The organism is Streptomyces sp. NPDC002580, assembly GCF_042889485.1.
GTDB lineage: Bacteria > Actinomycetota > Actinomycetes > Streptomycetales > Streptomycetaceae > Streptomyces.
Genome location: NZ_JBIAQZ010000012.1, coordinates 83,328 through 95,889, shown reverse-complemented (window position 1 = coordinate 95,889; position 12,562 = coordinate 83,328). Strand labels below are relative to the sequence as shown.

Sequence of the window (12,562 nt, the reverse complement as noted above, 5' to 3'; positions counted from 1 at the left end):
GCACCCGCGCGCTCCGGGCGGCTCCCGGTCCACGTCTCCGCGCCCGATCAGGAAGGCGACGCAGGGGAGTTGTCGGCGGGGCGTGCCAGGATGGTGCCGTGACGCAGACATTCGGGACGCCGTTCATCGGCCGGGGGGACGAACTCGCCCGGCTCACCGGCGTGCTGGACCGGGCCGGGGACGGCGAACCCCGTGCCGTCCTCGTCGCCGGGGACGCCGGCGTGGGCAAGACCCGCACGCTCGCCGAGGCCTCGGCACACGCCACCGCCATCGGGATGACGGTCCTGACCGGCCACTGCGTGGACCTCGGCGACGTGGGCCTGCCGTACCTCCCGTTCACCGAGATCCTCGGCGCGCTGGCCGCCGACGACCGCTTCGCCCCGGCCCTCGCGGCCCACCCCGCGGTGCACCGGCTGACCGGCGGCGGACCGGACACCGACACCGCTCCCGACCCCGGCAGCCGCCTCCAGCTGTTCGAGGGCGTCACCGGCCTCCTCGCCGACCTGGCCGACGTCGCCCCCATACTGCTGATCTTCGAGGACCTCCACTGGGCGGACCAGTCCTCCCGCGAACTGCTCCGCTTCCTGCTCAGCCGGGGCGTCCTCCAGCGGCCCGCGCCCGGCGCCCCCGCCCGGCGCCTCGCGGTCTTCGCCTCGTACCGCGCGGACGACCTGCACCGCCGCCACCCCCTGCGCCCGTTGCTCGCGGAGCTGATCCGGCTGCCCGCCGTCGACCGGCTGGAACTGCGGCCGATGGCCGACGCCGACGTGGCCCGGCTCGTGCGCGCGCTGCGCACCGGCCCCGTCTCCGAGACCACGGTCCGCCGCATCGTCGAGCGCGCCGAGGGAAACGCCTTCTACGCCGAGGAGTTGCTCGCCGCGCTGCCCGGCGACGACTCCCCCGGCTCCTCCGCCGTGCCCGGCGGCCCGGGCAACCTGGGCAGCCTGGTCGACGTACTGCTCATCCGTATCGAGCAACTCTCCGACACCGCCCAGCAGGTGCTGCGCACGGCGGCCGTCGCGGGGCGCCGCGTCGGACACGACCTGCTGCGTGACGCCGTACAACTGCCGGACGAGGAGCTGGAGTCGGCGCTGCGCGAGGCGGTCGGACGCCAACTGCTGGTGCCCGGCGACGACGCGACCTACTCGTTCCGGCACGCCCTCACCCGCGAGGCCGTGTACGCGGACCTGCTGCCCGGCGAACGGGTCCGGCTGCACGGTCTGTTCGCCCGGCTCCTCGCGGAGGACGGCCGTTCGGCGGAGAGCGCGGCGGAGCGGGCCCACCACTCGCGCGAGAGCCACGACCTGGCCGACGCGCTGGCCGCCTCCCTCGAAGCCGCCGACCACGCCCAGCGCGTCGGCGCGCCCGCCGCGGAGCTGCGCCACCTGGAGACCGCGCTCGACCTGTGGGCGGCGGTCGACGCGTCCGCCCGCCCCGGGGCCGGCAGCACCATCACGCTCACCCTGCGCGCCTCGGCCGCCGCCGCCCGCGCCGGTGAACCCCATCGCGCGGTCCAGCTCACCCGCTCGGCGCTCGCGCGGGCCGGCGCGGACACCGACTCCGAGCTGGCCGCCCGGGTGCGCTACACCCTCGCGGGCAACCTGATGCGCATCGACAGCCTGGCCGACGCCTTCACCTACAGCAGCGAGGCGCTCGCGCTGATCCCGGCCGAGCCGCCCTCGCACACCTGGGTGTGGGCGGCCGCGACCCATGTCATGGCCGCGCGGTACGTGGGGCGGGACGAGGACGCCGAGCGGGTCGCCCGGCAGGCGCTGGAGACCGCCGAGTCGCTCCGACTCGCCGACGCCCAGGCCGACTTGATGATCTCCCTGGTCGGCATGGAGCCGCACAACCGGCGGACCGCCGTGGGCCGGGACCGGCTGCGCGACGCCCGTGAACTGGCCCGCACCGCCGGGAACCTCCCGGTGGAGATGCGCGCCCTGTTCAACCTGGCGATCGGCTGCTACGAATCCGGCGACCTGGACGACTGCCTGACCTGGATCGGCGACGGCCTCGACCGCGCCCGCCGCGCCGGTCTCCTCTCCTCGCCGTACGCCCTGGAGCTGCGCTATCTGCAGTCCCTGCTGCTCTACACGCTGGGCCGCTGGGACGAGTGCGCGCGGGCGGCCACCGCCGACGCCGAACTCCTCCCGGCCGCAGGCGGGTTCGCGGCCGGACCCGCGCTGTACGTGGCCCTGGCCCGCGGTGAGCACGAGGCGGCCGTCGCCGGAGCCCGCGCCCTGCTCGACGGCCCCTTCGACTGGATGTCCACGCTCGTCGCGAGCGTCGTGCTGACCGACGCGGCGGCCCTGAGCGGCGACGCCGAGGACTCCGTACGGCGGATGCGCACGTCGGTCGAGGCGCTCACGGACGGCTCGGGTGCCGAGCGGCCCGACGTGGTGGTGCGGCTCGCCGCGCTCGCCCTGGCGTCGGTCGCCGACGCGGCGGAGGAGTCCCGCCTGTCCGGCGACACGGCGGCCGCGAAGCGCTGGGCGGAGACCGCCGACGAGCTGGTGGGGCTGGCCCGCGGCACGGCCGCCCGGGGCGAGGACGGCACCGAGCAGGGCCCCGAGGGGCTGGCCTGGCTGGCCCGCGCCGAGGCCGAGGGGATGCGCGCCGCCACCGGTCCGGACGTCGACGCCTGGGACCGGGCCGTGACGGCGTTCGGCTACGGCGATCCGTACGAGGTGGCCCGGTGCCGCTGGAGGCTGGCGGAGGCGCTCCTCACCGCCGACCGCCGCGAGGAGGCCGGCGAACAGGCGCGCGCGGCCCGGGACGCCGCCGTGCGGCTGGGCGCGGTCCCGCTGCGCGAGGCGGTGGACAGCCTGGTCCGGCGCGGCCGCCTCTCCGACACGCAGGCCGCCGGGGACCGCATCGCGGCGCTGACCGCCCGGGAGAGCGATGTGCTGCGGCTGCTCGGCCGGGGGCGCACCAACCGGCAGATCGGCGAGGAGCTGTTCATCAGCGGCAAGACGGCGAGCGTCCACGTCTCCAACATCCTCGCCAAGCTGGGGGCCGCGAGCCGCACCGAGGCCGTGGCCATCGCCTACCGCGAGGGTCTGATCGAACCGGAGGCGACACCGTCCGCGTGAAGTCCCGCGGAAACGGCGGAGGGGCGGGGCCCCCCGGGGGGGGCCCGGCCCCCCCCCCCCCGACGGCGACCCCGGGCGCCCCCACCACCGGCGCGGGGTCGTACGGGGTGTGCCGCCCCGCCCCCCGGGGGCCGGCGCCCCCCCCCCCGCCCCCCCCCCCCCCCCCGCCCCCCCCCCCCCCGGGGGGGGGCCCCCCCCCCCGGGGGGCGCCCCCCCCCCCCCCCCGCCGCTCAGACGGCAAGCCGTCGCGCACGAACCTCGGACGAGGTTCAGACGAGGTTGACCGACCGCGCCGACGTGGCGCCGATCTCCTCGGAAAGCTCGGTGAGGACGTTCTGCGGCACCGTGTCGTCGACGGCGAGGACCGCGAGGGCCTCGCCACCGACGGCCGCGCGGGCGACCTGCATGCCGGCGATGTTGATGCCGGCCTCGCCGAGGATGCGGCCGACGGTGCCGACGACACCGGGACGGTCCTCGTACTTGAGCACGAGCATGTGGTCGGCGAGCGCGAGGTCCACGTCGTACTCGCCGACGGCGACGATCTTCTGCAGGTGCTTCGGACCGGCCAGCGTGCCGGAGACCGAGATCTCCTGGCCGTCGCCGAGCGTGCCGCGCACGGTGACCACGTTGCGGTGGTCGGGGGACTCGGAGCTCGTGGTCAGACGAACCTCGACGCCGCGCTCCTGCGCGAACAGCGGGGCGTTGACGTAGCTGACCGTCTCGTCGACGACGTCCTCGAACACGCCCTTGAGGGCGGAGAGCTCGAGCACCTTGACGTCGTGCTGGGTGATCTCGCCGTACACCTCGACGTCGAGACGGGCCGCCACCTCGCCCGCGAGGGCGGTGAAGATGCGGCCGAGCTTCTCGGCGAGCGGCAGACCGGGCTTGACGTCCTCGGCGATGACTCCGCCCTGGACGTTGACCGCGTCGGGAACGAGCTCACCGGCGAGGGCCAGACGCACCGAGCGGGCGACGGAGATGCCGGCCTTCTCCTGCGCCTCGTCCGTGGAGGCGCCGAGGTGCGGGGTGCAGACGACCTCGTCGAGCTCGAAGAGCGGGGAGTCCGTGCAGGGCTCCTTCGCGTACACGTCGAGACCGGCGCCGGCGACGCGGCCCTCCTTGAGCGCCGAGTACAGCGCCGCCTCGTCGACGATGCCGCCGCGCGCGGCGTTGACGATGCGCACCGTCGGCTTGACCTTGTGCAGCGCCTCGTCACCGATGAGACCGAGGGTCTCGGGGGTCTTCGGCAGGTGCACGGTGATGAAGTCCGCGACCTCGAGCAGCTCGTCGAGGGTGAGGACCTTCACGCCCATCTGCGCGGCCCGCGCGGGCTGGATGTAGGGGTCGTAGGCGACGACCTTCATGCCGAACGCCGACATGCGCTGCGCGACGAGCGCGCCGATGCGGCCGAGGCCGACGACACCGAGGGTCTTCTCGGCGAGCTCGACACCGGTGTACTTGCTGCGCTTCCACTCGCCGTTCTTCAGTGCCGTGTTGGCCTGCGGGATGTGGCGCGCGGTGGCGAGGAGGAGACCGCAGGCCAGCTCGGCCGCGGTCACGATGTTCGAGGTGGGGGCGTTGACGACCATGACGCCGGCCTTGGTGGCGGCGGAGACGTCGACATTGTCCAGGCCGACGCCGGCTCGTGCGACGACCCTCAGCTTCTTGGCGGCGGCGACTGCCTCGGCGTCGACCTTGGTGGCCGAGCGGATGAGGATGGCGTCGACGTCGGCGATGGCGGGCAGCAGCTCCGCGCGGTCCGCGCCGTTGCAGTGCCGGATCTCGAAGTCCGGGCCCAGGGCGTCTACGGTCGCGGGCGACAGCTCTTCAGCGATGAGTACGACAGGTTTCGAGCTCACGTGAGTCCTCACAAGTCCCATGCGGACGGCCGTCCCGACGGCCGCAGGCGGTGGAGGGTTTGCAGCGGCCCCGGGGCGTGCCTGTTACTTCTTGGGGGTCGCTCGAGCCGCGTGGAAGACGCACGACGCTGTGGGCCTGACGCGTTGTTGATGTGCAGCAGTGTAGTGGCGCCGAAGAGGGCGTCCTGCGCCTCCGCGGAAGGATCACCCGTCCGTGGCTGGACGGGATGTCCAACACCGTACCCACGGGCGTTACCCGGGGTTCGACGAAGGGGCCGGAGCGTACCGCCCCGGCCCCCGTCGTACGGCTTACGCCTCGTCGTCGTTGACCCACGACATGAGCTTGCGCAGCTCCTTGCCGGTGGTCTCCAGGAGGTGGTTCTCGTCCTGGGTCTTGTACTCGTTGTACTTCTTCAGACCCGAGTGGTACTCGTCCATCCAGTTACGGGCGAACGTGCCGTCCTGGATCTCGGCGAGGACCTTCTTCATCTCGGCCTTGGTGGCGTCCGTGATGATGCGCGGGCCGGTGATGTAGTCGCCCCACTCGGCGGTCTCGGAGACCGACCAGCGCATCTTCTCCAGGCCGCCCTCGTACATGAGGTCGACGATGAGCTTCAGCTCGTGCAGGCACTCGAAGTACGCGATCTCCGGCTGGTACCCGGCCTCGGTCAGCGTCTCGAAACCGGCCTTGACCAGGGCGGCGGTGCCACCGCAGAGAACGGCCTGCTCACCGAACAGGTCGGTCTCGGTCTCCTCGGTGAAGGTCGTCTTGATGACGCCGGCGCGGGTGCCGCCGATGGCCTTCGCGTACGAGAGGGTGAGGGCGAAGGCGCTGCCCGTGGCGTCCTGCTCGACGGCCGCGATACACGGAACGCCGCGGCCCTCCTCGTACTGGCGGCGCACCAGGTGGCCCGGGCCCTTGGGGGCGACCATGCACACGTCGATGCCGGCCGGGGGCTTGATGAAGTCGAAGCGGATGTTCAGGCCGTGGCCGAAGAACAGCGCGTCGCCGTCCTTGAGGTTGTCCTTGATGGACTCCTCGTAGACCTGGGCCTGGATCGGGTCCGGCACCAGGATCATGATGACGTCGGCCTCGGCCGCGGCCTCCGACGGCGTCACCACGCGCAGGCCCTGCTCCTCGGCCTTCGCCTTGGACTTGGAGCCCTCGTGCAGACCGACGCGGACGTCGACACCCGAGTCGCGCAGCGACAGCGCGTGGGCGTGGCCCTGGCTGCCGTAGCCGATGACCGCGACCTTGCGGCCCTGGATGATGGACAGGTCGGCGTCGTCGTCGTAGAACAGCTCGGCCACTGGGGTTCTCCTTGTTATCCGGTATTTCCGGTGTTGCGTCCCACCGTACGGCGGGCGGGGGAAGGGAAGTCTTCGGGTCTCGGCATACGGGCGGACGGTGTGCGCCGTCCGCCCGTGTGCCGGGGGTCTGATCTAGGCCGACCGGTCCAGCGCGCGCAGCGAACGGTCCGTGATGGAACGCGCTCCGCGTCCGATGGCGATCGTGCCGGACTGGACGAGTTCCTTGATGCCGAACGGCTCCAGCATCTTGAGCATGGCCTCCAGCTTGTCGGCGCCGCCGGTGGCCTCGATGGTGACGGCCTCCGGGGAGACGTCGACGGTCTTGGCACGGAACAGCTGCACGATCTCGACGATCTGGGAGCGTGTCTCGTTGTCGGCGCGCACCTTCACCAGAACGAGTTCCCGCTGAACGGCGGAACCGGGCTCCAGCTCGACGATCTTCAGGACGTTGACGAGCTTGTTGAGCTGCTTGGTGACCTGTTCGAGGGGCAGTGCCTCGATCACGTTCACCACGATGGTGATGCGGGAGATCTCGGGGTGCTCGGTGACACCGACCGCGAGCGAGTCGATGTTGAAGCCGCGCCGGGAGAACAGGGCGGTGATCCGGGCGAGGACACCGGGCTTGTTCTCGACGAGGACGGAGAGGGTGTGCTTGCTCATGGGTCTGACTCGGCTCTCTCTCAGTCGTCTTCGTTGTCGCCGAAGTCGGGGCGGACGTCCCGGGCGAACATGACCTCGTCGTTGGAGGTACCGGCGGCGACCATCGGCCACACCATCGCGTCCTCGTGGACGATGAAGTCGACCACGACCGGACGGTCGTTGATCGAGTTCGCCTCCTCGATCACCTTGTCGAGGTCGTCCGGGGACTCGCAGCGGATGGCGTGACAGCCCATCGCCTCCGACAGCTTGACGAAGTCGGGGACCCGGGTGCCGGCGCTCGGCTGCTTGCCGTCCGCCTCCGGACCGCTGTGCAGCACGGTGTTGGAGTAGCGCTGGTTGTAGAAGAGGGTCTGCCACTGGCGGACCATCCCGAGGGCGCCGTTGTTGATGATGGCGACCTTGATCGGGATGTTGTTCAGGGCGCAGGTGGTGAGTTCCTGATTGGTCATCTGGAAGCAGCCGTCGCCGTCGACCGCCCAGACCGTGCGGTCGGGCTGTCCGGCCTTGGCTCCCATCGCGGCCGGGACCGCGTAGCCCATCGTTCCGGCGCCGCCGGAGTTCAGCCAGGTGGAGGGCTTCTCGTACTGGATGTAGTGCGCGGCCCACATCTGGTGCTGGCCGACGCCGGCCGTGAAGATCGTGCCCTCCGGGGCGAGCTGTCCGATGCGCTCGATGACCTGCTGCGGCGAGAGCTGGCCGTTGTCGGGCTGCTCGTAGCCGAGCGGGTAGGTCTCGCGCCAGCGGTTGAGGTCGTTCCACCAGGCGGTGTAGTCGCCGGTGTGCCCCTCGCCGTGCTCCTTCTGCACGGCCTGGACCAGGTCGGCGATGACCTCGCGGGCGTCTCCGACGATCGGCACGTCCGCGGTGCGGTTCTTGCCGATCTCGGCCGGGTCGATGTCCGCGTGGACGATCTTGGCGAACGGGGCGAAGCTGTCCAGCTTGCCGGTGACGCGGTCGTCGAAGCGGGCTCCGAGGGCGACGATCAGGTCGGCCTTCTGCAGCGCGGTGACGGCGGTGACCGAACCGTGCATGCCCGGCATTCCCACGTGCAGCGGGTGGCTGTCGGGGAACGCGCCGAGCGCCATCAGCGTGGTGGTGACGGGCGCTCCGGTGAGTTCGGCGAGGATCTTCAGCTCGGCGGTGGCGTGCGCCTTGAGGACGCCGCCGCCGACGTACAGCACGGGCCGCTTCGCCTGGGTGAGCAGCTTGGCGGCCTCGCGGATCTGCTTGGCGTGCGGCTTGGTCACCGGGCGGTAGCCGGGGAGGTCCATGACCGGCGGCCAGGAGAAGGTGGTCTTCTTCTGGAGGATGTCCTTGGGGATGTCGACCAGGACCGGTCCGGGGCGGCCGGTCGAGGCGATGTGGAACGCCTCGGCGATCACCCGGGGGATGTCCTCGCCCTTGGTGACCAGGAAGCTGTGCTTGGTGATCGGCATGGTGATGCCGACGATGTCCGCCTCCTGGAAGGCGTCCGTGCCGATCGCGGAGGAGACGACCTGCCCGGTGATCGCGACCAGCGGCACGGAGTCCATGTTGGCGTCGGCGATCGGGGTGACCAGGTTGGTGGCGCCCGGTCCCGAGGTCGCCATGCAGACGCCCACCTTGCCGGTGGCCTGCGCGTAGCCGGTGGCCGCGTGGCCGGCGCCCTGCTCGTGCCGCACCAGGACGTGCCGCACCCTGCTGGAGTCCATCAGCGGGTCGTAGGCCGGGAGGATCGTGCCGCCCGGAATGCCGAACACGGTCTCGGCCCCTACCTCCTCGAGCGAGCGGATGAGGGACTGCGCGCCCGTGACGTGCTCGGGGGCGGACTGGTGTCCTCCGGAACGGGGCCGCGGCTGCGGATGGTGGGCCCCGGTGGCCTGCTCGGTCATCGGCATTCTCTTCTCGATGCTGAGGGTTTTTGCGACTTTTGTGCGGTGTGCGGTTCTTGGCCTACGGCGCCTGTGCAACAAAAAACCCCTCGTGCCGTGAGGCAAGCGAGGGGAGCGCGCCGGGTGCGGTCGCTGGGTGTTCCGGACCTTTCCGGTGACCACCTAGCTTCAGCCGACGCGCTTTCCAAGTACGAGAATTCGGGTGCGCATGGCATTGACCCTCCCCCCGGCACGCATCGACTGTCAAGTGGGTGGGACGGGAGTCTCATTATGTGAACGGAGGGCCGTTCCACCCCCCAGGGCGACGGGTCCGCCGCTCGCGTACATCCCCGCGCCGCCGGCACCGGCGAACACGGGCTCGGCGGGTCCGCTCGGCACCGGGTAGTGGCCGGAGGAGAGCGCCCGGCGCAGGCGGTACTCGTCCAGCGGTCCGGAGAACGCCATGCCCTGCCCATGGGTGCAGCCCATGGCGCGCAGGGCGACGACCTGCTCCGGAAGATCCACCCCGTCGGCCACGGACTGCAGCCCCAGGTCGGTGGCGATCCGCAGCAGCCCGCTGGTGATCTTGTGCAGCCGGGCGGACTCGACGACTCCCTCGACGAGACTCCGGTCGAGGCGCAGCACGTCGACGGGGAGCCGCCGCAGCGCCGTGATCGCCGCGCAGCCGCTGCCCAGGCCGTCCAGGGCGATCCGCACGCCCAGGCGTCTGAGCGCGTTCAGGCGGCGTTCCAGTTCGTCCAGGGGAACCCGCGGATCGGTGTCGGACAGCTCGATGATCAGGCCGCCCGAGGCCAGCCCGTGCCGGGTGAGCAGGGACTCCACGGAGCCCAGCGGCATCGAGCGGTCCAGCAGGCGCCTGGCGGTCATCCGGACGGCGACCGGCACCGCGACGCCCGCCGCGGTCCGCTCGGCGGCCTGCTCGACGGCTTCGTCGAGCATCCAGCGGCCGAGTTCGGCGGTCCTGTCCCCGTCCTCGGCGACGCGCAGGAACTCCGCGGGCGTGAAGAGCACCCCTTGGGAGGACCGCCAGCGCGCCTGTGCGGTGACCGACGCGATCCGGCCGGTCTCCAGCGACACCACGGGCTGGTGCAGCAGGGCGAACTGACCGTCCTGGAGCGCGGAGCGCAGCCGGGTCGCCAGTTCGGCCTTGCGGACCACGTCCTGCTGCATCTGCGGCGCGTACAGCTCGACGCGGCCCTTTCCGGCCGCCTTGGCGCGGTACATCGCGAGGTCGGCGTTGCGCAGCAGTTCTCCGGCGCCGAGACCCGGCTCCGCGAAGCCGACGCCGATGGACGCGGCGACCCGGACATCGTTGCCGTCGATGCAGTACGGCTGGGAGAGCCTGATGCGCAGACGGTCGGCCAGTTCCAGTATCTGCTGCTCGCGGGCGGTGCGGTCGCGGCCTCCGTCGCCCACGATGAGGGCCGCGAACTCGTCGCCGCCCAGCCGGGCGGCGGTGTCCCCGTGGCGTACCGAGTCCTGGAGCCTGCGGGCGGCCTGGACGAGCAGTTCGTCGCCGGCCTGGTGCCCGATCGTGTCGTTGACCGCCTTGAAGCCGTCGAGGTCGATGAAGAGGACGGCGGTGCCCCGGTCCGAGGAGCGGCGCCCGGACAGGGCCTGCTGGACGCGCCGGGTGAACAGCGCGCGGTTGGGCAGGTCGGTGAGCGGGTCGTGTTCGGCGTTGTGCTGCAACTGCGCCTGGAGCCGGACGCGTTCGGTCACGTCACGGCTGTTGAAGATGAGCCCGCCGCGGTGCCGGTTGACGGTGGACTCCACGTTGAGCCAGCCGCCGTCGCCGGACCGGAAGCGGCACTCGATCCGGGTGTTGGGCTCCTCGGCGTGACTGGCGGCGAGGAACCGTCGCACCTCGTGGACGACGCAGCCCAGGTCCTCGGGGTGGATGAGGGAGGCGAGTTCGGAGCCGACGAGTTCCTCGGCGTTCCGGCCGTAGACCCCGGCGGCGGCCGGGCTGACGTAGCGCAGGATGCCGTTCGGTGCGGCGATCATGATGACGTCGCTGGAGCCCTGCACCAGGGAGCGGAAGTGGTTCTCCTTCTGGGCCAGTTCCTGGGTGAGGGTGATGTTGTCGAGCAGCATGATGCCCTGGCGCACCACGAGGGCGAGCACGACGAGGCCGGCGGTGACGAGCACCACGCGGTCCACGTTGCGCCCGTTGAGGATGTTGTAGAGGATCCCCAGCGTGCAGACGGCGGCGGCCAGGTACGGCGTCAGCGCGGCCAGCGAGCCGCTGATGGGGCGCGTCGCCGGATACCGGCCCTGACCCTGGGGGGTGTCCTCCTGCCCGGGCCCGCCCTGCGGCGGCTCGTTCCGGTGTTCCTCCTGGCCGCGCTCCCCCTCGTGTTCGCGGGGCCCGGGGACCTCTCCGCCGCCCGGCGCCCCGTACGACGGGCGGGTCCCGTGCGGCTCGTGCGGGGCGCGGCTCCCGGGGGGCCCGTGCCGGCCCTCCTGACGCTGGCCCGGAATGCGTTCGTGCACCGTGGGCGTGTGCGCGTCCGGACCGTACGGGTCCGGGGTGCGCCCGTCGGCGGCGTGGCCGGGGCCGTGTTCGTCGGTGCCGTGACCGCCGGAGCCGTACCTGTCCGATTCGTGCTCGTCGGTGTCCGGTTGCCCTTGCCGGGTGACGACCCAGGGGGCGTACGCGAGGAGCAGCGAGCCGGCGAACCAGCCGGCGTCGAGGAGTTGGCCCGAGCGGTAGTCGTTGTGCAGGAGGGGCGAGGTGAACAGGGCGTCGCACATCACGGTCAGGGCAAGCGCCCCGATCGCGGTGTTCACCGCCGACCGGTTCACCGACGAACGGCGGAAGTGCAGCGCGAGCACCATGCTGACCAGCGCGATGTCCAGGAGGGGGTACGCCAGCGACAGCGCGGTGTGCGCGACGCTCGGCCCGTCGAACCTGGCCGCCTGGGCGAGGGCCAGGCTCCAGGACAGGGTGAGCAGCGATCCGCCGATCAGCCAGGCGTCCAGCGCGAGGCACACCCAACCCGCTCTGGTGACGGGCCTCTTGGCGAGCACCAGCAGTCCCACGATGGCGGGCGGCGCGAAACAGAGGAAGAACAGGTCGGCGTAACTCGGGCTGGGAACGGGGCGGTCGAGGACCACCTCGTACCACCCCCAGACGAGATTCCCGAGCGAGGCCATCGCCGAGGAGAGCGCGAACAGCAGCCACGCGGGCCGAAAGCGGCTGCGACGGGTGCGGGCGTAGAGAAAACAGGAGACCGCGGCGGTGCCCGCCGCGGCGCTCAGCCCGAAGTCGCCCATGATCAGGGCGAGACTCGGGGAGCCCCAGCCGAGCGCGGAACCGACGGCGTACGCCGCGCAGAAGAGGGCCAGTACGAGCTGCGAGAACAGACCCGTCCCGCCGTCGAAGACCGTCCGGCGGGTCAGCAGCACCCCTGGGGAGCTCACCGGGCCCTCCCGGTCCGTGCCCCGGGGTCCCGCCGGTCCCGGTGTGCCGGGTGCGTCTGCCTCCGGCGGCCGCCGTGCCTGCGGTGGTGAGGGCCGCCGTGGCCGTGTCCGTGCGTGGTCGCGCGCCAGGGTCGTCGGCGGCGACCCCGCCGCGTCGGATCGTTGGTCCATAGGCCGTGCATCGCCCGTCGCCCCCCTCGCAGTCTCATGTCCGTCCCCGGCGCCGAACGGTGCGCGGCGCAGCCCCTGTCGGGACGATACACCAGTCCCGTCACTCAGGGACATAGTTCCTCTACGCTCCGTGACGACCAGGGACTATGCCAGTACCGCCCGCATTCGGAGG

The 12,562-nt window shown here is 72.0% G+C and carries 6 protein-coding genes; 1 reads left to right on the top strand and 5 read right to left on the bottom strand.

The features are described from left to right. The first annotated feature begins 98 nt into the window (after positions 1 to 98). Complete coding sequence (locus tag ACFYW7_RS31930; RefSeq protein WP_389508756.1) at positions 99 to 3,092, top strand: AAA family ATPase; 2,994 nt, start codon at positions 99 to 101, stop codon at positions 3,090 to 3,092. Between the two features lie 269 nt (positions 3,093 to 3,361). Here the strand turns inward: ACFYW7_RS31930 and serA are convergent, their stop codons facing one another. The 5 genes from serA to ACFYW7_RS31905 form a co-directional block, all read right to left on the bottom strand. Then, positions 3,362 to 4,951: a phosphoglycerate dehydrogenase gene (gene serA, locus ACFYW7_RS31925; RefSeq protein ID WP_389508755.1), complete on the bottom strand. Its 1,590-nt coding sequence runs from the start codon at positions 4,949 to 4,951 to the stop codon at positions 3,362 to 3,364. Between the two features lie 309 nt (positions 4,952 to 5,260). After that, a complete protein-coding gene (ilvC, locus tag ACFYW7_RS31920) occupies positions 5,261 to 6,262 on the bottom strand; it encodes a ketol-acid reductoisomerase (protein WP_389508753.1) in 1,002 nt (333 codons plus the stop codon). A gap of 132 nt (positions 6,263 to 6,394) precedes the next feature. Continuing rightward, positions 6,395 to 6,922, bottom strand: coding sequence for an acetolactate synthase small subunit (ilvN, locus tag ACFYW7_RS31915; RefSeq protein ID WP_266763065.1), 528 nt, complete (start codon positions 6,920 to 6,922; stop codon positions 6,395 to 6,397). Positions 6,923 to 6,942: 20 nt separating this feature from the next. Further along, the gene (locus ACFYW7_RS31910; protein ID WP_389508749.1) at positions 6,943 to 8,793 is read right to left on the bottom strand and encodes an acetolactate synthase large subunit; all 1,851 of its coding nucleotides are present in this window, start codon (positions 8,791 to 8,793) and stop codon (positions 6,943 to 6,945) included. Between the two features lie 243 nt (positions 8,794 to 9,036). Further along, a complete protein-coding gene (locus tag ACFYW7_RS31905; RefSeq protein ID WP_389508747.1) occupies positions 9,037 to 12,390 on the bottom strand; it encodes an EAL domain-containing protein in 3,354 nt (1,117 codons plus the stop codon). Positions 12,391 to 12,562: the final 172 nt, after the last annotated feature.

Excerpts from the sequence above, each read along its gene's own strand:
- ACFYW7_RS31910 (WP_389508749.1), bottom strand. The coding sequence starts at position 8,793 with ATGACCGAGCAGGCCACCGGGGCCCACCATCCGCAGCCGCGGCCCCGT.
- ilvN (WP_266763065.1), bottom strand. The coding sequence starts at position 6,922 with ATGAGCAAGCACACCCTCTCCGTCCTCGTCGAGAACAAGCCCGGTGTC.
- ACFYW7_RS31905 (WP_389508747.1), bottom strand. The coding sequence starts at position 12,390 with ATGGACCAACGATCCGACGCGGCGGGGTCGCCGCCGACGACCCTGGCG.